Source organism: Lewinella sp. 4G2 (assembly GCF_001625015.1).
GTDB lineage: Bacteria > Bacteroidota > Bacteroidia > Chitinophagales > Saprospiraceae > Neolewinella.
This window is the reverse complement of the sequence record NZ_LVWJ02000014.1, coordinates 214,870-237,256: the sequence shown is the minus strand read 5'-3', so window position 1 is coordinate 237,256 and position 22,387 is coordinate 214,870. Positions and strand designations below refer to the sequence as shown.

The window sequence follows — 22,387 nt, the reverse complement described above, 5'->3', positions numbered from 1 at the left end:
TCGCTACCATGAAGAAACTATACTTTTTACTCCTCTGTGCTTGCTGCTTTGCGGCCAGCCTTTCTGCCCAACGCATCGAGGTCCCGGCTAACCTGGACCCCCTCGCGCCAACGGTACCCGCCACCAACTTGAGCAACTTCGTTGACGCCAACCCCACCAACACGGTATTCGTACTGGAACGCGGTGGCCTTTACTACTTCGACTCCAAGAAGGAATGGGAATTTGACGTCGCTTTCGTCGCCGAATCCGCCCCGACCAGTTTGACGGACCCGATGATGCCACTCATCCAGCGTTTCAACGCTGGTGCGACTAACCTGGCCCCGATGTACGAGGGAACGGGCAACTTCACGATTGATGGCTGCCACGTCATCATGGGTGAGGAATCACCTACCGCCGGTAACTTCGAAAACTCTTCCATCCGCCCCCGCGGTATCGACAAGCGTTACATCTTCCGTAATTGCTGGATCGAAAAGAGCCGCCAGGCAATTGCGCGGATTGAAGGGGATGGCTCCAAGTCCTACGTCGAAAATTGCTTCATCCAAAACATGGGTGATTACCAGCGCTTCCAGGGTAACGGCCGTCTGATCGACGTTCGTAGCACGGCAGCGGACTCGGTGGTTATCCGCAACAGCGTCATTGGCAACATCCTGGACCGTCTCTACATTGGTTTCCGCCAGCGGAGCAACAACTACTTCGAGTTCTCCAGCAACACGGTGTACAACCACGTTGGCCGCCACGGCTTGATCCAGTTGAGTAACACCCGCGAAGCCGTGATCAACAACAACCTCTTCAGCAACCCGAAAATGATGGGTACCACGCCTTCCATCTCCGATGAGCAGTTGGGCTCCAAGGGAGTGGTTACCTACCTCTTCACCTCTGATTCTATCCCCGAGGGTGGTTCCATCGAGATGAAGAACAATAACATCTTCTACACGGACGACGTCCTGGATTACTTCAACAGTACGGATACAGTGGACCGTTGCCCGGTCTTTGGCCCAAACTTCCTCGCCGTACTCGGTGACTCCTCCGAAGCTTACTTCACTGAAGTGGTGGACCTGGGTAACGTACCCGGCCGCGAGCGGGTACTGAACTACACCAAGCAGGCCATTAACGACCGTTCCAGCACGGATCTATTGGACATGATGGTGGAACCCATCAGCCGGTCCGGCTCCCCGTTTGACAATGGTTACCTGTTCGACTTCAGCACTTTTGACCCCTGCTACAGCGACGATGCTGCTTCCGCAACTGCTGCTACTGACGGTGGCCGCGTAGGTGCCCGCACTGCTTGTGGCGCTGAGCCCGTAAGCCTGCGTAATCCACTGAACTACAATGCTGCCCTGGCGCTGAAGGCTTACCCGAACCCCATGGCTACGGAAGTTACCATTACTTACAACCTTACAGAAACCGGCCCGGTCAGCGTAATGCTGTACGACGCGACCGGTAAGCAGGTAGCTACCCTCTACACGGGTACGCAACTGGCTGGTGAGCAATCCATCACCGTGGACGCGATGACCAACATGCCCGCCGGTATGTACTTCGCAAACCTGTTCACGCCGGAAGGCCACATGTACACGCGGATCGTAAAGCGCTAATCCCGCTCACTGATTTTGGGAGTGGGGCCCGTTAGAAAACGGGTTCCACTCCCAAATTTTGCTACGTACAAAGATTAAGTTTTTCCCTGTCTTTACTGAGCAGACGTTCTCAGGCTAAGGGCTACTACGACAAACCATCCCTTCCTAAGCTGAGTATTCAACACTGAACAGCAAAAAGCTACGCTCCGAAGACCCTTCAATTTTGGAGTGGTTCAATCCGTATACGGTACCCAATTACGTGTAGGGGCAGCTCCGCCCCCCATCACCCGGCACCTGCGGCCGCGCCCTACCTTCCGATGCATATAAGGTTAGCCCCGCGCACTTAATAAAACCTACGATGAAGTTATTAGCCACCATTGGTTTAGGAATTGCTTGCCTGGTGTTGCAGGCCACAGAAAGTAACCGCCTGGCTGCGTTGGAAGGGCCACTGGTGAGAACGATGATCAACCTGAATGAGGGTTGGCAATATTCGGAAAACAATACGGCCGACCTGGCCGCTATCAACCAGGAAACACACTGGGAGGCCATTGATCTTCCCCACACCTGGAACCAGTGGGACGCCATGGATGCCGCCCCCGGCTACCGGCGCGACGCCAGTTGGTACCAAAAAGATATTACCGTCCCCGAAGCGGCGGACGGCGCGCGTTACCACCTCTACTTTGAGGGCGCTAACATCACCACCGACGTTTACGTAAACGGCACGCGTGCGGGCGGCCACGTTGGTGGCTACGTCGGGTTTGAAGTGGACATCACGGACCAGGTGAAGCCCGCCGAAAAGAACACCGTCACCATTCGGGTGGATAACAGTTATAACCCGAACGTCATTCCTTCCCAGAAGGCAGACTTCTTTATTTACGGAGGCATTACCCGTGACTTGTGGCTGAAAGTCCTCCCGGTTACCCACATCGCGCACGTAGCCGTTGCCACCCCCGAAGTTTCCGCTGACCGCGCTACGACGGAAGTACGCGTGCAACTCAACCAGAAAAACGGGAGGGGTAAGAAAGCCAAGGTCCGCTGCCAATTGATGGACGCTTCCGGCCGCGTCGTGGCAGAAGAGCAAATGCGGGTACGGAAACTACCCGAAGATGGGCTGATCACACTACCCGCCATTACGCAACCCGCTTTGTGGTCTCCAGATTCCCCAAATCTCTACACCCTTAAGACTCAACTTCTGGAAGGTGAGCAAGTGGTTGACGAACAAGTCAGCACCGTCGGTTACCGATGGTTCCGTTTTGAACCCTACGGCGCTTTTTACCTCAACGGCGAGCGCCTGCTGCTGCGGGGTACCCACCGCCACGAAGAGCACGCGGGCTACGGCGCGGCCATGCCGAACGCGCTGCACGTAGCGGACATCCGACTGATGAAGGAGATGGGCGTCAATTTCCTCCGTCTGGGCCATTACCCTCAGGACCCGGAAGTGTACCGCGCCTGTAACGAAATGGGCATCATTGTCTGGGACGAACTCCCCTGGTGCCGCGGTGGGCTCGGCGAAGCAGAATGGCAAGCCAATACCGAGCGCTTACTGCGCGAGCAGATCAACCAAAACATCAACCACCCCAGTATCCTGTTCTGGTCGCTGGGTAACGAGATCTACTGGCTGCCGGACTTTGAGGGCGGCGACGATGAGTCCGCTATGAACGCCTACCTCACCAAACTGAATACCATCGCGCATACGATGGACCCCTACCGGCAGACGGCCATCCGTAAGTACTACGCGGGCGCCGATCTGGTGGACGTTTTTTCCCCTTCCATCTGGTCGGGTTGGTACGCCGGGGTGTACACCAATTACGGAAATACGCTAAAGAAGAACCAGCAGAAGTACAAGCAGTTCCTGCACATGGAATACGGGGGCTCCAGCCACGTAGGCCGCCACACGGAGAACCCCATCACCGGGACGGGTTCCGTCAACGAAGATGACTGGGCGGAAGTGGCTAACCAAGTCAACGTCAAAAACATCGCCAAAGGGGGGGACTGGACGGAGACCTACATCGTAGATCTGTTTGATTACCACCTCTCCGTAAGTGAGACCCTACCGGGTTTTGCCGGCAACGCCCAGTGGGCTTTTAAAGACTTTGGTACCCCACTGCGCCCGCAAAATGCCATACCCTACGTGAACCAAAAAGGTTTGGTGGATCGGGCCGGTAAGCCGAAAGATGCCTTTTACGTCTACAAGAGCTACTGGGGTAAGGAACCGTTTGCCTACATCGAATCCCACACCTGGACCCACCGCCGGGGGCCAAAAGGGAAGTTGAGAAATATCGCAGTGTTCAGCAACTGCGACGAGGTAGAACTGCTCCACGACGGAAAAGCGTTGGGCCGCAAGACGCGGGACATCACCCAAGCGCCTGCATGTGGCCTGAACTGGGACGTCAACTTCAAGGAGGGCGCCAATAAACTGGTGGCCCGGGCTTATAAAGACGGCAATTTGATCGCTACGGACGAGATGACCGTCAGCTACGATTACCAGCAACCGGGGGACCCGGACCGCGTCCACCTGGAGCACAAATCATTGGACAATGGCAACCTGCTGGTAGAAGCCACCATGCGGGATAAGAACGGGCTGCGCGTGTACGATTACGAGCAGGAACTCTACTTTACCCTGGATGGGCAAGGAGAATTACTCAAGCACTACGGAACGCCGACGCGCAGTAACATCATCCAGATGGCCAATGGCTACGCCGCCATTGAGCTTACGCCGGCGGAATTCGGGCGGGCCATCATTGAAGCGCGTAACCAAGACTTCAAAGGCAGCTACCTTGTCATTGATTTTAGTACCGCCCGTAAGTAACTACCGCTCTAATGACCATTCGACTCCAATCTATATTCTTCGTATTTCTCTGCGGCGTAGCCATGGCCTGCCAACCTACGTCGCCGACGGATGGGCAGTCTGCGGATGAATCAGTTTCGGAAGTGCGTTCATCACCGACCACGCAGGCGCTGTTGCTCACGCAGCCGGTTGCCTTTGACGCTTCGGACGCAAACCGGGTTGAGGGCGCCTACGTCTCGCAAGAGAAACTGACCGTACCATCCGACCTCAGCCCCCAGAACAAGTGGATCATGTTCGAGGGCCCGGTGCTGGAGAACGATCGGGTCGCCTTTCGATATTACGCGGACAGCCGCCACCGCTTTGATATCTACGGTAAATCCGTAAGCGACCTCGTCATGGATACGGTCAGCTGGAATTACCACGACATTATGGATTGGGGTTCCGATATCCTCAAGGTGGGCAACAGCCTTGGCCTCGGTAGCCCGGCCATCTACACCGGGGGTGAGGTGTACGCCCTGTCTGATTGCGAAGTGAAGACGATCGAGGTGGTGGAGAGTGGGGGAGATCTTTCCCTTATCCGGACCACCTTCAAAGGCCTAAAAGTAGAAGGAGAACAATTTGACCTGGTCCAGGACTGGAGCATTGCGCCCGGCGATTATTACTCCACCATCGAATTGTACCTGCCCAGCGGAGAGGAACTTCCCGAAGGGATGCAGTTTGCGACGGGTATCGTCAGCCATCTCCCCGAAGCTACGTTTGGGCAGGCCGGTGACTACAGTTACCTGATGAACTGGGGTAAGCAGAGCTACCACAAGGAACAACTTGGCATGGCCATAGTGGCTGATACGGATTACGCTCCTAAACAGGTAACGGACCCGCTTAGCCACCTGATGGTTTTCGAAAATGCACCGCAACGCGTCAGCTACCGCCTGATTGCCGTGTGGGAGCGCGACCAGAGTGGCACTAAGGATGAGGCTGGGTTTTTAAATCAGGTCCGAATCGCTGCCAACTAAATAATCACATCGATATGCGGATACTGCCGCTTGTTTTTTTACTGATGATCATTCAGACCTGTTCGAGCCCGGACGGCCAGGATGACAGCAGTCCGGAGATGGTCAACTCCCTAAATCTGGACCATCAGGCCATTCTCGCCGAGGCGGATGCGATGTTGGAGGAGGAGATCGTTACCATTACCGATTTTGTAGCGGAGCGCAGTGCGGGTGGCCTCCACGATTATTACTCCGAAGGGCTTTACTGGTGGCCGGACGTAGACAACCCGGGTGGCCCCTACATCCGCAGAGATGGCCGGCCCAACCCTGAAAACTTTAGGGGGCATAAGAACGCGCTGGCCCGGTTTTCTGAACTGGTGACTACACTTTCCGCAGCTTACGCAATCACCGGTGACGAGAAGTACGCCGACCGGGCCATTGCCCACGTGAGGGCGTGGTTCGTAACTCCCGAAACCCTGATGAACCCCAATCTGCTTTACGGGCAGGCCATTCGGGGCATCACCACGGGCCGGGGGATTGGCATTATCGATACCCTGCGGCTGATCAACGTAGCGCTCAGTGTTGAGCTACTACGCGCAAAAGGGCTCCTCAAGGGCACTGATCTGACGGCTACCGAGGAATGGTTCTCTCAGTTCGGTACCTGGCTCACCACCCACCCCTACGGAGAAGACGAAAAGACCAATAACAACAACCACAGCACCTGGTGGGGTGCACAGGTTGCCGCTTTCGCCAGAGTCGCTAAGCGAGCGGATTTGACGGAGATTGCTGAGGCCCAATTTCGCGAGCAACTACCCATCCAGATTGCGGTGGATGGCAGCCAGCCCGATGAGTTGGGACGGACAAAACCCTTCCACTACATCAACTATAACCTCCGTGCCTGGGCGACCTACGCCGAATTGCTGAGTGACGAGAAGGAAAACTTCTGGACCTACGAAACGGAAACCACCCTGCCGGCTTTCTCAAAGGAGACGGGCGCAGATAAGGAAGGCTCCACTACCGGTAAGACCGTCAGCCTAGCCGACGCAATGGCCTACGCCCTTCCTTATTTGAACGACCCGGCGGCCTGGCCCTACCTTACGGAATTGGAAACGGAGATCCACCCCCACCAAAATGATTTCCTGGTTTTTGCCGCCTGGGGCCTGGGCGACGATCGCTACCTGGAAACCTGGCAAAGCCTGGACGCGGGAAAGGATGACCACCACGCGAACCTGGTCATCTGGCAAAAACTGAAAGCACATGAGTAAATATTTTCCATCACTACTCATCGTGCTCCTGCTCTGCTGTTCCTACTCCTGCGGACCGGCTGAATCCACCCCTGCTGCGGACACCACGGAGGTCTTTGCTTTAACGGAGGACGACCTTTCGGGCACGAACGTAATTGCTCGCGCGGATGATTTCCTGGAGCAGGCCCCCGTGCCCATCACCAGCGCGACGAGCGAACGCAGTGAGGGTGGCCCCCACGATTTCTACTCCGAAGGCGACTACTGGTGGCCGAACCCGGAAGATCCAGATGGACCTTACGTCCGCAGGGATGGAAAGACCAACCCCGACAATTTCGTTGCCCACCGGCAAATCATGCGGCAGCTTAACGAAGTTGTCTCCACCCTTGTGGCTGCCTACCAAATGACGGGGGAGCAGAAGTACGCGGACCACGCCATCACCCATCTACAAGCCTTTTTTCTGGATGAGGAGACGAAGATGAACCCAAGCCTGCTCTACGCCCAGGCCATCAAGGGGAAGGTCAGTGGCCGGGGGATCGGCATCATCGATACGATCCACCTCATCGAGGTTGCCCGGGCCATTGAGATCCTGGCCGAAAAAGGCGCACTGCAAGGTGAAAGGTTACTGGGCCTGAAGGATTGGTTCGATACCTACGCAACGTGGATGAATACCCACGAATACGGCCTCAAGGAAAAAGACCACGGTAATAACCACAGTACCTGGTGGGCCGCGCAACTGGCTGCCTTCGCTCACCTCACGAGTAACGATGAGCTGATGGAAGTCGCCCGGTCCCAGTTCAAAAAACTGCTTTCCGCGCAGCTGGCACCCGACGGTGGCTTCCCCGACGAATTGGAACGGACCAAACCTTACAACTACACCCTTTTCAACCTGGAAGGCTACTCCGTGCTCGCCGAACTGGCCTCCACGCCAAGCGATAACCTCTGGACCTACGAAGGAAAGAACGGTAGCCTGCAAAAAGCGTGGGCGTTCATGCTTCCCTTCATTCAGGACAAGGCTAGCTGGACCTACCCACCAGACGTTCAGTACTTCGACCAAATCCCCATCCAAACGACCGGCCTGCTCCTGGCGGCCCGAGCTTACGACGATGCTGACATGATGAGCGTCTGGCGTAAGCTTAGCCCGGAACGAAAGGCGGAAGAGATCAACCGTAACTTCCCCGTGCGGGAACCCTCCCTCTGGGTAACTTCCGAATAGTACCACCACCACTTTTTACTTGCTTTAAGATCGATCCCAAATGCGTTACCTAGTCTTTCTATCCCTATTTCTTTTGGGTGCCTGTCCCTTATTTGCTCAGGTAACCTCCACGGCTTCCGGTGATAGCGGAAGCGGCTACCCGGCACTGATCAGCAGTGGTTTCCAGATTGAGGACCCGGACTGTGTACACACGGATTTTGGCCCCCACGTTACCCAGCAGTATGACGCAGAGTTAGATCGCAACGTATTCGTCTTTCACAGCCACATTGAAGAGGATAACGACCGTTGCCAGGTCTTTGATCGGGTCCGAATGGAGATCAAAGGAAGCGCGAATACGATTCCTGAACTACGTCACGGGCTAGGCACTACCTCCTGGTATCGCTGGAAGTTCCGGCTAGACGAGAACTTCATTGGTGCCTCCTCCTTCACTCACCTGTTTCAAAACAAGGTCGTCGGAGGAGCCGATTCGGGATTCCCCGTACTCACCATCACCGCACGGGCGGACCGGGTGGAGCTAAAGCACGACGGTGGAGACACCGGTGCAGACTTAGGGTCCGTCGCCCGGGCACCCATCGAAGAATTTCGTGGCCGCTGGGTAGAGGTGTACATGCGCCAAGTGCACGGTGAAAACGGTGAGTTGGAAATGAACATCAAGGACATGCAAACCGGCCGCACCATCATGGAGTACCAGAACGACGACATCGATCTCTGGCGCACGGGCGCAACGCTGAGCCGCCCCAAATTCGGGGTTTACCGTAGTAAGAATTCCGTACTGCGCGACGAGCAGGTCCTGTTCGCCAATTTCTGTGTCTCCGAATCCGCCGAATCCTTTTGCCCCGGCGAAGCCATCGTACAGCCCGATACCGAAGCGCCTTCCGCCCCCTCCGGCCTGACGGTTACGGGCACCAGTTTCACTACGATTGACCTAGAATGGGAAGCCTCCACCGATGATTTTGGCGTAACTGCCTACCAGCTGTTCCAGGATGATGCGCTCGTAGCTACCGTAACCGGCTTGGATACGACCGTGGCCAATTTAGCGAGCGGAACTTCCTTTGATTTTTACGTCCGAGCCATCGACGCTGCTGGGAACGCCTCCGCCATCAGCAACACGGTCACTGCCGCGACGGACGATGTAAATGCGTTGCCCGGAGTAGCCACCAACCCAACACCCGCGGATGGCGCTACAGAAGTCAACCCCCGGTTCGGCCTGGCCTGGACGGCTGGCAACAATACTGACGAATTCGAAGTATTTCTCGGTACAACCACGGACCCTCCGAGTATTGGTACCCAAACTGGAGGTAGCGCTCAACCCGAATTAACGGAGAGCACCACTTACTACTGGAGAGTAGACGCCACCAACTCTAATGGTACTACCAGTAGCCCGCTGTGGTCCTTCACGACGGGGTCCAGTAACGCGGATTTTCCCTGGGATGTATTTCGGGGTAACGCTCGGCCGGAGGTAGAGACCAGTTTCTGGTCCCTCAACACGGCACCCGCGGCAGCGCCCGTTGACGAAGTGGTGGCCGACCCGAGTATGCCCAGCAATAATTTTTACGGCTTCCGGAGCACGGAGAACGATAATTTCAAGTGGCGTTACGACCTGAGCGCGCAGGATACCACCGTCACGATCGTGGCGCGGATCCGTGGCGTACGGGCCGATGTTTCGAGTCTGATGCACATTGAAGTACGGATGGCCGGGGTGCGGCAAAAAGTGCGCATCAACAAGTCTAACGTAAAGCTGGAGCGGTCTTCCCCCGCCGTTGACCGCGACGTGCCCTTCAACTGGAATGATGATTTTCACCTGGTGCGGATCGTCGTCGAAAACAAATTCATGTCCGTGTACCTCGACGAAGAGGATGCGCCTTTCCTGACGGCCTCAACGGCGGAGGGAACTGACCGCGCGTACGTAGAATTCGGTAAATCCGGTGGCGCGGATTATGGTAGCATGGTGGATTGGTTCATCGTGCAGCGGGGTGTCGCTCAAGCTCCGGGCGAGGGCGCGGCGCTGCCTGCTGATCTGTTGCTCGGCGACTTCGTGAATACGTTCAGCCCCGCCCTCCAGAGCGCCCTGCAGTTGTTCCCGAACCCGGCCAACGAAAGCTTTACGCTCCTGACGCCACCGGGTGCCCACCGGGTACGCATTTTCAGCGCGGATGGCCGGGTAGCCTCTCCCTTACTGACCGTAAGCGAGCGCGGCCAGGTTGACGTCAGTAAGCTCACGAAAGGTCTGTACTTCGTCCTCGTGCGGTCCGCCGAAGGAAGCGTGGCGCGTATGAAATTAATTAAGCAGTAAAAGGTGCGGTATATGAATTTAATTCAATGTCGCTGCCTGGGTAAATAGATTAAGATGAATAATAAAGTAGCCGTCATTACCGGTGGTAACGGTACGCTGGGTAATGCTTTCGTAAGGGCGTTGGCCCAAGAAGGGGCCCGCGTATTTATCCTCGGCCGCAATGAAGAAAAATCTACGGCCGTCGTGCGCGATTTCGCTAAGGAAGGCCTGATGATTGAAGCCATTAAATGCGACGTTCTGGACGAGGGCGCTGTCGCGGGTGCGGTGGAAAAGGTACTGGCAGCCGCCGGCCGGGTGGATATCCTCGTAAATGGGGCCGGTGGTAACCGTCCGGGCGCTACGGTAGGCCCGCAGAGCAGCATCTTCGACCTGGGGATCGATGACTTTAAAAAAGTGAACGACCTGAATTTATTGGGGACGGTCATCCCCAGTATTGCTTTCGCTAAACCGATGGTGGAGCAGGGGAGTGGTTGTATCGTTAATATCTCCTCAATGGCCGCGCTGTTACCCATCACGCGGGTAGTTGGCTATTCCGCCGCCAAAGCCGCCGTCGATAATTTCACCCGCTGGCTGGCCGTGGAGTTGGCCCAGAAGTACGGGGAAGGCATCCGCGTCAACGCCATTGCGCCGGGCTTTTTCATCGCTGACCAGAACCGCAGTCTCCTCCTAAATGAAGACGGTAGCCTGACCCAGCGGGGGGAGACGATCATCAGCCAAACCCCCGTCAAGCGTTTCGGGGAGCCGGAGGAACTGATGAGTACCCTGCTGTGGCTTTGCGACGATGCGTCCAAATTCGTGAACGGCATTGTCGTTCCCGTGGACGGTGGGTTCAGTGCTTTTTGCGGCGTTTAATTTTTTCTGAGTTCCCCGCTGGAACCGCCACCACCTACGAAAATTGAGTATGAAAAGATTGGAACAAACCTGGCGCTGGTACGGCCCCAACGACCCCGTCAGCCTCGCCGATATCCGCCAGGCGGGGGCCACCGGCGTGGTAACGGCCCTCCACCAAATCCCGAACGGGGAAGTGTGGACAGAAGCAGCTATTCAGGAACGGATCGACCTCGTCGAAGCGGCCGGACTCACCTGGTCCGTCGTGGAAAGCGTCCCCGTGCACGAGGACATCAAACGGGCGTCGGGGGACTACCGCCGCTACATCGATAACTACAAGACCTGCATCCGCAACCTGGCCGCCCGCGGCGTACGGGTAGTGACCTACAACTTTATGCCGGTCATGGACTGGACGCGGACGGAGCTGGAGTACAAGATGCCCGATGGATCCGAGGCGCTGCTCTTCGATAAGGGAGCCTTTACGGCTTTCGACCTGCACATCCTGAAACGGCCGGGCGCCGCAGCGGATTACACCCCCGCCGAACGGGAGGCCGCCGCCAGCTACTTCACCAACATGACGGACCTAGCCATTGAGCGGTTAACCACCTTCGTCATTGCCGGCTTACCCGGTGGGACGACCGAGGCTAAGCCGACGTTGGCCTCCTTCCAGGCTTCGTTGGATACTTACCGGGGAATCGACGCCGAACAGTTAAGGACAAACCTGATCAACTTCCTGAAGGAGATCGCCCCCGTCGCCCAGGAAGTCGGCGTGAAGCTGGCGATTCACCCGGATGACCCGCCCTTCCCGTTGCTGGGGCTACCCCGCGTGCTGAGTACCGCCGCGGACGCTCAGCACCTCCTCGATGCGGTGGATCTACCGGCCAACGGATTGTGCTTCTGTACGGGGTCCTACGGAGCTCGCCCGGACAATGACTTACCCGCAATGGCCCGCGACTTTGGTGAGCGGATCCATTTTGCTCACTTGCGGTCCACCAAACGCAACGCGGCGGGAGATTTTTACGAAGCCGACCACCTGGCCGGTGACGTGGATATGTACGCCGTGATGAAAGAATTATTGCTGGCCGCCGGGAAACAGGACGTCAGTATTCCCCTGCGGCCGGACCACGGACACCGGATGCTCGACGACCTGCGGAAATGGGCCAATCCGGGATACTCCGCCATCGGCCGGCTGCGTGGTTTGGCGGAACTGCGGGGCTTGGAAGAGGGGATTATTCGCTCTCATTCGGCGTAATCCAGCCTTCATTCTCCCCTAATTGATGCTTACCTTATCCTGATGAAGCCATTTCTTGACCAAGACTTTCTACTGCAGACTGCGACGGCGCAGCGGCTGTACCACGATTACGCCGCGGACCTGCCGATCATTGATTACCACAACCACCTCGACCCGGAGCAGGTGGCGGCGGACCATCAGTTTGCTAATATTACGGAAGCCTGGCTGGCCGGAGACCATTACAAGTGGCGGGCGATGCGGGCGAGTGCCGTCAACGAGCGCAACATTACCGGTGATGCTCCGGCGGAGGAGAAGTTCCGGAGTTGGGCGGAAACCGTCCCGAAGACCCTGCGGAATCCGCTTTACCACTGGACGCACCTGGAGTTGCAGCGCTACTTCGGTGTGACTGATTTACTATCCGGAAAGAACGCGGATGACATGTTTGCTCTTACTTCGGCGCAGCTCTCCCAACCCTCCCACTCTTGTTTAGGCTTACTTCACCAGCAACGGGTGGAGGTCATTTGTACGACGGACCACCCAACGGATTCGTTAGCCGCGCATACCCAACACCGCACCCGCGGCAGCGCCCAGGATAGCGTGCTGATGTTGCCGACCTTCCGGCCCGATAAATTCCTGACGATTGGCGGGGACGACCACCTGGACTTCCTCGAAAAGCTCGAAGAGATCATCGGTAGCGACATCCGCACCTTCGCCGATCTGGTGGATGCTTTGAAACAAAGAATTGAGTTTTTCCATGACCTGGGTTGTCGCTTGTCGGACCACGGTCTGCCCCAACTCTACGCAGTAGAAGATACCGTCGGGAATTTGGACGATATGATGCAACGCCGGCGCGATGGCACCCTGATCCTACCGGCGGAGCGAGCCCAATGGCAGATGACGCTGCTGCGCGAACTGGCCAAAGAATACCACGCGCGCGGCTGGACGATGCAGCTGCACCTCGGCCCGCTGCGAAATAATAACTCCCGCCTGCTCCGGACCATCGGTGCCGACGTGGGCTGCGATAGCATCGGCGACCGCCCCCAGGCCGAAGGCCTCGCCTACCTGCTGGATGGCCTGGATAACCTGGATAAGCTATCTAAGACCATCCTCTACAACCTGAACCCACGGGATAATGAGCTCTTCGCCACGATGGCCGGGAACTTTAACGACGGGAGTATGGCCGGAAAAATTCAGTGGGGCTCCGCGTGGTGGTTCCTCGACCAAAAGGACGGAATGGAGAAGCAGATCGACGCGCTCTCCAATATGGGGCTGCTGAGTCAATTCGTGGGGATGTTGACGGATAGCCGTAGTTTCCTCAGCTTCCCGCGGCACGAATATTTCCGACGAATCTTATGTAATAAAATCGGCCAGGACGTCCACGAAGGCTTACTGCCAAACGACCTCGAGTTACTCGGTGGCCTCGTCGGTGACGTATGCTACCGCAACGCGCGGAACTACTTTAAATTCCACGAACAAACGGTGACCGCATGAAGACTACGCTGACCAACTTGCTGGGTGTTTTGCTGACTGCCAGCGTGCTGCTCTTGGGATTGAACTCCTGCCAGGAGCTGGGTGGTGGAAAGGTGATCTACCTGGCCCACACCCTGCCGACGTCCCACCCCGTGCACCAGGGGATGGAGGTCTTTGCCGAAGAGATCCGCGAAAGCTCCGGGGGCCAACTCGACGTGAAGATCTTCCCCGACGGGCAACTGGGTTCCGAACGCGAAGTGCTCGAACTACTGCAAATCGGCAGCATCGCCATGACGAAAGTGAGCGCGGCGACGATGGCCAATTTCGCGCCGGAATACAAAGTGCTCGGCGTGCCCTACCTCTTCCGCGGTAAGGACCACATGTTCAACGTGCTGGAAGGACCAACGGGAAAGGAAATTCTGGAGGCCGGTAGCGATTACCTTTTGAAGGGGCTCTGCTTCTACGATGCCGGTAGCCGTAGTTTCTATACGGTCGAAAAACCGGTAAAAACGCCGGAGGACCTGGCGGGCATGAAGATCCGGGTGATGAGCCACCAGATGTCAGTGGATATGGTTAACGCCATGGGCGGCTCGGCTACTCCGATGGCCTACGGCGAGCTGTATTCCGCCCTCGAGCAGGGTGTGGTGGACGGGGCGGAAAACAACCCTCCGAGCTTCGTGACCAGCCGCCACTACGAAATTGCCAAGTATTACACCCTAGATGAGCACAGCTCGGTACCGGACGTCCTGGTAATGGGAACGGGCTACTGGGCGTCGCTCACTGAACAGGAACAGGATTGGGTGATGGCGGCCGCCAAGCGCTCCGCCGATGCGCAAAAGCAATTTTGGAAGGATAACGTGGAGCTGAGCATGAAGACACTAAGGGAAGCCGGCGTGGAGATCTTTAAGCCGGAAAAATCCCTCTTCGCCGAAAGTTCCAAATCGGTGGTAGCGGAGTTCAGTCGGGACGAAACTATGCGGCGCTTGGTGGAGAGTATTCAGGGGCAGTAGTATATGAAAGTTGCTACCGCTGGTTAAGTGAAAGGGGGCACACGTAAAAAGAGAAAATGAAAAAGCTATATACTTCAATAAACAGGATCATTGAGATTTTTCTCATTGTGATCTTTGCGCTGTTGGTGGTGGACGTGCTGGGGCAAGTCCTCAGCAGGAAGGTATTCGGGCAGTCTTTCACCTTTACGGAAGAGCTGGCACGGTACGCCTTGATCTGGCTTACCATTCTGGGTGCCGCCTACCTCAATGGCCAACGGGACCACTTGGCCATGGATTTTTGGCTAAATAAATTACCGCCCGAGAAAAAGGTGCAACGGCTGCGTATTATTGAGTTGGTGATGGCTGCCTTTGCTTTGGTCGTCATGGTAATTGGTGGGGGGAACCTAGTATACACGACGCTGCGGCTAGGCCAGTTATCGGCGGCGATGAGTATTCCCCTCGGATTTATTTACGCCATCGTGCCCTTCAGCGGCCTGCTGGTGATCTTTTACAGCTACTACAATTATTCGCGCCATGAGTATTGAGATGATCAGCATCCTGTTGCTCTTCGCGAGCTTCTTTGGTCTGCTGTGGTACGGCGTGCCGGTTGCGTATAGCATTGGTATTTCGACTACGCTCACCATTTTATTGAATATCGCTTTCCTGCCGGGCATCACCACCGTTTCGCAGCGGATGACGACCGGCATCGATAGCTTCCCTTTGCTGGCCATCCCTTTTTTCGTGCTAGCTGGCGAGTTGATGAATCGGGGTGGGGTAGCGAACCGCTTGATCAACCTGGCCAAATCCCTGGTGGGGAGCCTGCCGGGTGGGTTAGCCTACGTCAATACGCTCGCGGCGATGCTCTTCGGAGCCATTTCCGGATCGGCGGTGGCGGCGGCCTCGGCCATCGGTAGCGTCATGACGGACCGGATGGAGGAAGAAGGCTACCCGCGCCCCTTCAGCGCCGCCCTCAACATTACGGCGAGTACGACGGGCCTGTTGATTCCCCCGAGTAACGTACTCATCATTTATGCACTGGCGAGTGGTGGCGCGGCCTCCGTGGAAGCGCTGTTCATTGCCGGCTACATCCCCGGTATCCTGGTGGGTCTGGCGCTGATGGCCGTGGCGGCGGTGATTGCCTTTCGTAGGAAGTTCCGCCGCGGCGAACGGGTGGCCCTGAGCCAGATTTGGGAAGACTTCCGCAAGGCTTTCTTCAGTCTGTTGATGCTGGTCGTAGTAGTAGGCGGTATTATCTACGGTTTCTTCACCGCTACGGAGGCAGCCGCAGTGGCGGTAGCTTACGCACTGGCACTGGGAGCTGCCTACGGTACGATCACCTTTAAAGAACTACCCTCCGTGATCCTGAACAGCGCGAAAACGACGGCGGTCGTCATGTTCCTGATCTGCACGAGTATGGCGATGTCGTGGCTCTTCTCCTTCGAATCCATCCCACAACTGATGACGGACTTTTTGCTGAATACCGTCAGCAGCCCCATCCTGATCTTCCTGTTGATCAACATCACCCTACTGGTGGTCGGTACCTTTATGGATATGACTCCGGCGGTGCTCATCTTCACCCCCATCTTCCTCCCCGTAGTCGTTAGCCTGGGCATGGACCCGGTCCACTTTGGCATCGTGATGGTCCTGAATCTCTGTATCGGCCTCTGTACGCCGCCGGTGGGGACGATCCTATTTGTTGGTGCCGGCATCGCGAAGATCTCGGTGGGGGAGGTGATCAAACCCTTGTTGCCCTTCCTGGGTGCGATGATCGCGGTGTTACTGGCGATTACGTTTTTTGAGGATATTGTGTTGTGGCTGCCGCGGTTGTTTGGGTTGTAGGGTATGGACCTCACTACGGGGGGGACCGTTGGGGTGATTTATGAAGCTCCACTCGTGCATGAAAAAATATGGAAATCGAAACCCATTAAATTCACGAAAACCCAGGGTCGCGTCGGCTCCGCCTCCTTGACCCTGGGCTAGGGGGGACCCCTTTAGGGTCCTTCGCATCCGGGAGAATCTTTAATCAGTAGTAAAGACCTCGGTTTCTCTCCCTCCTCCTCTTACTCCCCTGAAACCGCCGGAGGCACTCCAAACCCGCCGGAGGCACCTCCCTATAGCGCAAACAACACCGCCCCCCGGCCACCGTACCCCACCCGCCGGCTAATGACGGTCGTCGTATCCCCATTTCGAATGATGTCGTTAAACCCCAGCAAATACCGCCCTTCCGCTTGGATGGTTAACCGGCCCAGTTGGAGGTTAAAACCCAGGCCCGCCTGCGCCCCGTAATTGAGGCGAAAGGGAATATCGTATTCGTAGCGCGAAATGATGTCCGTATCGGGGAGGACGAACCCCTCCGGCGTCATCTCCGTATCACCCAGTGGGAAGGCGAGATAAGGCCCTGCCTGCAACATCGGTTGGAAGGCACCGCGTCCGACACTGAACTGGGTAAGGATCAACACTTCTGCGTAATTGGTCGCCCGCTCGTAGAGGCTGGTAAAATCTTCCTCAAAATCCTCCCGCCAGCCGGCTTCGACGTAGGAAAGCTCCGCTTGGATACCCACCAAATGGTGGTCAAAATACCGCAGCGTCAGGCCGTAGGTGTTGCCCCGGAAGTTTTCTTCGTTGGCGTTCGGGGTGAAGTCCACGGTATGCTCCATAATACCGAAGTGAGCACCTACTTCCAGGCGATTGATCGCTCGCGTTGTGTCCGATTGAGCACTGAGGGCCGCGGAACAACAAATCAGCAGGGCAAGGAGATAGCGCATAAAACGGAGTTGATCAAAAACCAAAGGTAAGGGTACACCGTAGGGATACGGTGGAGCGTTCCATTAGTCGCCCGCCCCGGGTAGTATTTTTACCGACGAGGAGGGTGGTCAATCTAACTTACAACTGCCCTTATCCGCTAGCTCAACCCAACCACGTCATGCGTATCATCCCGTTCGTACTGCTACTGGCGCTCGCCACCTGCTCGGCTCCCCGGGTGGCCCCCGCCCAGGTTCGGACGGTGCAGCCCATCGACTTCTGGCTCAGCCCCTCCGGTAACGAGTATTTTTTGCTTTCCGATAGCCGCTTCGTCACCCGCAATAATCTGGGGAAGACCGTCAACGAGTTCTACGATTCCAGCCTGGGGTTACCGACTACGGTGGACGTCACGAACCCCTTCTCCATCCTCCTTTACTACCAGGATTTCGGCCGCGTGGTGGTCCTCGACCGGACGCTGAGCGAACTCACGCGCATCGATCTCTTCGCCACCGCCGGCCTCCAGCAACCGGGCGCCTTCGCGCGGGCGAACGACAACCAGATCTGGGTTTATGACTCCTGGGATTATAAACTCAAGTTACTCGATAACCAGGGCGCTGTCGTACGCGCCACCAACGACCTCCGCCTCGAACTCCAGGCCACTGATGCGCCCGACGAGATCTTCGTGGACCGCGGCACCGTCGCACTCCTTTTCCAACAAAAGGGCAGATTGGCCGTCCTTACCAACTACGGTCGCTTCCAGTATTGGGTCGATTTACCCCCCGCCGAACGCCTCTCCTGGAACACTCCCTACCTCACCGGTTACGACACCAAAACCAGTTGGCGCTGGACGGCCGGCGCTAAACAAACCAAGACCTGGGCGCTGCCGCAGGTGCCAGCAAATGGGGAATTACAAAGGCGCCCCCGCCAAACGGGGTACGTAAGCTTATCGGCGGATGGGATTACCACAATAGTAAAAACCGAGTAAATCAATGGGGAGAAGTGCCGATGCTCATTCCTGATAGGCCAGCATTTGTAGTGGTTGATGGAGACTCCGTTGTTGGAATTCCATAGCCAGCACATGAATTCAAACAAAAACTAACTTTAACAAACAAAAAGTTTGTTTGTGTTCTGTTTGCCCCCTATCTTTGTTTCACTGATACAAGCGGATAGATAGACTTTAGAAATTAGATCTTAGAAGTTAGAAAGGCGCGATTCTAAAATCTAAGATCCATCTTCTAAAGTCCAAGAAAACCGTTTTTAAAAACCACAATCAAGGTGAGTCTAGCCACCGGAAGAGTAGTTCTTCCACTGGTGCCGCTTACCCCTCACTCAAGCGAAAAATTTTGAAGATTTCTAGTGTATTTGGTGGGTTGCTCCCCGGTGCGTTCTAGTTCGTTGCTTCCACTTTGGGGAGTCAGCCTACCGGAATACCACTTCGGTATTGGCTCACCCCAAATGGTTGCAAAATGAAAAGTGTATTAATTGGACTGCCCGGCTTCCTCGGGCGTAACTGGTTGCGGGTAATTATCATTGGCGTCACGCTGGTCGTCATAAACCGTAAACAGGTAAACTTCAACGTTAGCTTCGGTGCCCCCGGTGGGCAGGAAGTGACACCGGCTTCGTCATCCGGTGGCGAATCTTCACCCTCCGTCTTTACCGCCCCGCCACCGGAGCAACAGACCTTGAACGGGGCAACAAAATCTGGACCCACCCCTGCGCAAACCTCGGTGGTGCCCGAAGCTTCGGCGCTGTCCATGATCTCTGGGTTATTCAGCGGCCCAAAGGAAAAGGTAGCCGTTCAAGGTGAAGCTACCCCTGCGCCAGGAAGTACGGAGCAGCCTGCTGCGGCCCCCGGTTTCCTGGAAAGAATTGGACTGGCCGGCGCCACCTCTCCCTTCCAGCCAAAGTTGGTGGATGATCTTATCAGCACCGACGAGGGTACCGTGGCTGCCTACATCCGCCGCTTCTCCCACGTAGCCCAGTCCGAGCAGAAACGGTTTGGCATCCCCGCCAGCATCACCTTAGCGAATGGACTCCTCCACACTTTGGCCGGCACCCGCGGCAGCGCCCAACAGCTGAATAACTATTTCGCCATCCCCTGCCCTGGTGTTTGGGATGGCCCCTGCCGAAACCTGGAGAACCAGAACCTGCGGCAGTACGAAACCGCGTGGCTCTCCTTCCGCAACCACAGCCTGTACGTAACGACTGGTCGTTTTGCGCCCCTCCAGCAATTCGGACCGCGCGACTACCAAAAGTGGGCCGCCGGGCTGGAAGAGCTGGGCTACAACGGTACCCCCGATCTGCGGAAGCAGCTGGTGACGACCATTGAGCAGTACGAATTGTACCGTTTCGATTAGGAGTAGGCTACCTGAATAGGGAGTTCTTACGGGATCTTTCCCCTAACGGCCGGCCCGAACGTACGTGTAAAGAAAATGCGTACCTTCGGCCAGCCGTTTTCGGCAGCGTTGGAGTCATTAGGACAACCTTTTATTCGCCTTCGGGGCGGATGGTTCTCCCCACTTTCAACGCCATACCCAAGAAACCCGTGAGCCAGGGAGCATGAGGCTTGCGACTAAACAAGCCTTACATGTCTACCCCCAACCACGATCCGGAAACCCCGGAAACACCCGAAGAAGAAGTTGTTTATTTCGACGAGCTCGACATCTCCGACGAGCTGCTCGATGCCCTCGACGCGATGAACTTCGAGAAAGCCACCCCCATTCAAGCCCAGGCCATCCCGCCGGCTTTGGAAGGGCGGGACGTCCTCGCCGTTGCCCAAACCGGTACCGGAAAGACGGCAGCCTTCCTCCTGCCGATCCTCGATAAACTGAGCCGCGAAAAGCCGAAGGGCATCAATACTATCATCCTCGAACCGACGCGGGAACTCGCCCAGCAGGTTGATCGCCAGCTACAGGGCTACACTTACTTCATGCCCGAGGCCAGCTCGATGCCCATCTACGGTGGTCGCGACGGCCACAGCATGGCCCAGGAGCAAAAGGCGCTGAAGACCGGCGCCCCCATCATCGTGGCCACCCCCGGCCGCCTGATGGCCCACCTCGATATGGGGTACGCTGACCTGAGTACCGTCCGTCACATCGTCCTCGACGAAGCCGACCGGATGCTTGACATGGGTTTCGTGAACGACATGATCAAGATCATCGACATGCTGCCCAAGGAGACGTTGCAAACGCTCTTCTTCTCGGCCACCATGCCTCCCAAGATCCGCAAATTCTCGCGGGATATCCTGAAAGACCCGGTCGAGATCAGTATCGCCATCTCCAAGCCCGCGGAAAAGATCAAGCAGAAGGCCTACGACGTTCCCGATTGGGCGAAGAACGCCCTCATCGAAGAGATCCTGCAGGAGAAGTGTAAGACGATGGACCGCATCCTCATCTTCTGTGGCCGGAAAAAAACGGTCCGCGAACTCACCCGCCGCCTCGCCCGCAAGAACCCGAAGGTGAAAGACGTTTCCTCCGATCTCGAGCAAAACGAACGCGAGGAACGCCTGCGGGAATTCCGTTCCGGCGCCATCCAGGTGGTCGTCGCGACCGACGTACTCAGCCGGGGTATCCACATCGACGGGATTGACCTGGTCATCAATTTCGACGTCCCCGGTGACGCCGAAGACTACGTACACCGGATCGGCCGGACGGCCCGCGCCGCCGCCGAAGGGGAAGCAATTACCCTCATCAACGGTGACGACCGCCGGAAATTCAAGGCCATCGAGCAACTTATGGAAATGAAGGTCGAGCGGCTGGAAACGCCCGAACGCTACAAAGAATCCCGCGACGATCGCGGCGGCCGTGGTCGTGGAAGAGGCGGTGACCGTCGCTCCGGTGGTGGTGGCGGAGGCCGTGGTCGCGGCCGCAACGGTGGCAATAAGCGCCGTCGGGATGGTGGTGGCAACCGGTCCTCCGAACCCCGCGGTGAAGGCAAGCACAATGAGTCCGGCGATTCTAAAGACGGTGAAAATCGCGGTGGTGGCGAAAACCGTGGCGGCAGTAACCGCCGCCGGGGCAAGGGCAAAAAAGGTGGTGGTGGCCGCCGCCCCGCCAGCCAGCGCAACAACGATGGCGGTGCGAAGCCGGACGACAAATAGCCGCTGGAAGTAGCTTCGGTTTATATAGTAAGAAGGGTAATCACCCGAAATATCGCGAGTCTCCCCGGCTCGCGATATTTTTTTGCCTACGGCTCAACCTTATTCTGTAACGACCGTTACTGTGTCCAAATCCATAACCGTAACGATCGTTACAAAACCAAAATACCATCAACCATGGCAGACTTAACAGGAAAAATCGCACTCGTAACTGGTGGCAGCAACGGCATCGGCCTCGCTTCCGCGAAGGCACTTAAAGCCGCTGGCGCTACCGTAGTAACCGCCGGCCGCCACGACAAACGCGCTCAGGAAATTCGTGACGCTAACGGAGATACCTTTGATAAGGTGTACACCGCCGATGCCGGCAACGTAGCCCAAACCGAAGCTTTCGTCAAGGCAGTAGGGGAGGAGTACGGCAAAATCGACATCATCTTCGCCAACGCCGGTTTCGGTGAGCCCGCGCCCCTCGGCCACATTACCGAGGAGAACTTTGATAAGCAGTTCAACGTGAACGTGAAGGGCGTCGTTTTCCTCGTGCAGGCCGCTCTGCCGTACCTGGGCGAAGGTGCGAGTATCATCCTCATCTCCAGTATCGCTAACCAGTTGGGCTTCGCCAACTTTACCAACTACGCGGCTACGAAGGGTGCCATCAAAACCATCGGTAAGATCATGGCGGCGGAACTCGTTGGCAAAGGCATCCGGGTCAATACCGTCAGCCCCGGCCCCATCGAAACGGGCTTCTTCCAGGCGACTGGCATGAGCGATGAGCAGATTCAGCAGACCGGTGAATATATCCAAACGCAGGTACCCATGGGCCGCTTCGGTAAGGCCGAGGAAATTGCCAGTTACGTAGTCTTTTTGGCTTCTGATGGCAGTACGTTCATGACCGGTACGGAAGTCGAGATCGACGGTGGCATGGCCACTCTCTAAGCC

General features: G+C 56.6%; 17 protein-coding genes. 16 read left to right on the top strand and 1 reads right to left on the bottom strand.

Going from position 1 to position 22,387, the window contains the following annotated elements; translation table 11 throughout:
• The first annotated feature begins 8 nt into the window (after window positions 1-8).
• The 12 genes from A3850_RS02820 to A3850_RS02765 all read left to right on the top strand — a co-directional run bounded on the left by A3850_RS02820 (window position 9) and on the right by A3850_RS02765 (window position 16,455).
• Entirely contained in the window at window positions 9-1,592 is a 1,584-nt protein-coding gene (locus A3850_RS02820; protein WP_068213992.1) for a T9SS type A sorting domain-containing protein, read from the top strand.
• A gap of 337 nt (window positions 1,593-1,929) precedes the next feature.
• A complete protein-coding gene (locus A3850_RS02815) occupies window positions 1,930-4,380 on the top strand; it encodes a glycoside hydrolase family 2 TIM barrel-domain containing protein (protein WP_068213990.1) in 2,451 nt (816 codons plus the stop codon).
• An 11-nt stretch (window positions 4,381-4,391) separates the two neighbouring features.
• Window positions 4,392-5,372 carry a DUF4861 family protein gene (locus A3850_RS02810; RefSeq protein WP_082921579.1) on the top strand — a complete coding sequence of 327 codons (981 nt, stop codon included), beginning with the start codon at window positions 4,392-4,394 and terminating at the stop codon, window positions 5,370-5,372.
• Between the two features lie 14 nt (window positions 5,373-5,386).
• Window positions 5,387-6,613: an alginate lyase family protein gene (locus A3850_RS02805; RefSeq protein WP_068213987.1), complete on the top strand. Its 1,227-nt coding sequence runs from the start codon at window positions 5,387-5,389 to the stop codon at window positions 6,611-6,613.
• On the top strand, window positions 6,606-7,805 hold the full coding sequence (locus A3850_RS02800) for an alginate lyase family protein (RefSeq protein ID WP_068213985.1): 1,200 nt from the start codon (window positions 6,606-6,608) through the stop codon (window positions 7,803-7,805). The genes A3850_RS02805 and A3850_RS02800 overlap by 8 nt, the downstream gene beginning before the upstream one ends.
• 40 nt (window positions 7,806-7,845) lie before the next feature.
• Window positions 7,846-10,098: a T9SS type A sorting domain-containing protein gene (locus A3850_RS02795; protein WP_068213983.1), complete on the top strand. Its 2,253-nt coding sequence runs from the start codon at window positions 7,846-7,848 to the stop codon at window positions 10,096-10,098.
• Between the two features lie 54 nt (window positions 10,099-10,152).
• Window positions 10,153-10,950 carry an SDR family oxidoreductase gene (locus A3850_RS02790; RefSeq protein WP_068213981.1) on the top strand — a complete coding sequence of 266 codons (798 nt, stop codon included), beginning with the start codon at window positions 10,153-10,155 and terminating at the stop codon, window positions 10,948-10,950.
• A gap of 49 nt (window positions 10,951-10,999) precedes the next feature.
• Window positions 11,000-12,178, top strand: a complete 1,179-nt coding sequence (gene uxuA / locus A3850_RS02785; protein WP_068213979.1) for a mannonate dehydratase — start codon at window positions 11,000-11,002, stop codon at window positions 12,176-12,178.
• 42 nt (window positions 12,179-12,220) lie between these two features.
• Complete coding sequence (gene uxaC, locus A3850_RS02780) at window positions 12,221-13,648, top strand: glucuronate isomerase (RefSeq protein WP_068213977.1); 1,428 nt, start codon at window positions 12,221-12,223, stop codon at window positions 13,646-13,648.
• On the top strand, window positions 13,645-14,637 hold the full coding sequence (locus tag A3850_RS02775) for a TRAP transporter substrate-binding protein (protein WP_068213975.1): 993 nt from the start codon (window positions 13,645-13,647) through the stop codon (window positions 14,635-14,637). The genes uxaC and A3850_RS02775 overlap by 4 nt, the downstream gene beginning before the upstream one ends.
• Before the next feature lie 56 nt (window positions 14,638-14,693).
• Entirely contained in the window at window positions 14,694-15,161 is a 468-nt protein-coding gene (locus A3850_RS02770; RefSeq protein WP_068213973.1) for a TRAP transporter small permease, read from the top strand.
• Window positions 15,151-16,455 carry a TRAP transporter large permease gene (locus A3850_RS02765; protein WP_197493971.1) on the top strand — a complete coding sequence of 435 codons (1,305 nt, stop codon included), beginning with the start codon at window positions 15,151-15,153 and terminating at the stop codon, window positions 16,453-16,455. The genes A3850_RS02770 and A3850_RS02765 overlap by 11 nt, the downstream gene beginning before the upstream one ends.
• Window positions 16,456-16,727: 272 nt before the next feature.
• Here A3850_RS02765 and A3850_RS02760 read toward each other — a convergent pair whose 3' ends face one another.
• A complete protein-coding gene (locus A3850_RS02760; RefSeq protein ID WP_068213971.1) occupies window positions 16,728-17,381 on the bottom strand; it encodes a porin family protein in 654 nt (217 codons plus the stop codon).
• Window positions 17,382-17,539: 158 nt separating this feature from the next.
• Between A3850_RS02760 and A3850_RS02755 the strand changes: the two genes are divergently transcribed.
• The 4 genes from A3850_RS02755 (at window position 17,540) to A3850_RS02740 (ending at window position 22,384) form a co-directional block, all read left to right on the top strand.
• Window positions 17,540-18,343 (top strand): hypothetical protein, encoded by an 804-nt coding sequence (locus A3850_RS02755; RefSeq protein ID WP_068213969.1) that lies wholly within the window; start codon window positions 17,540-17,542, stop codon window positions 18,341-18,343.
• A gap of 481 nt (window positions 18,344-18,824) precedes the next feature.
• Window positions 18,825-19,715: a glucosaminidase domain-containing protein gene (locus A3850_RS02750; protein WP_068213967.1), complete on the top strand. Its 891-nt coding sequence runs from the start codon at window positions 18,825-18,827 to the stop codon at window positions 19,713-19,715.
• 230 nt (window positions 19,716-19,945) lie between these two features.
• Window positions 19,946-21,457 (top strand): DEAD/DEAH box helicase, encoded by a 1,512-nt coding sequence (locus tag A3850_RS02745; protein ID WP_068213965.1) that lies wholly within the window; start codon window positions 19,946-19,948, stop codon window positions 21,455-21,457.
• A 174-nt stretch (window positions 21,458-21,631) separates the two neighbouring features.
• Complete coding sequence (locus tag A3850_RS02740) at window positions 21,632-22,384, top strand: SDR family oxidoreductase (RefSeq protein WP_068213964.1); 753 nt, start codon at window positions 21,632-21,634, stop codon at window positions 22,382-22,384.
• Window positions 22,385-22,387: the final 3 nt, after the last annotated feature.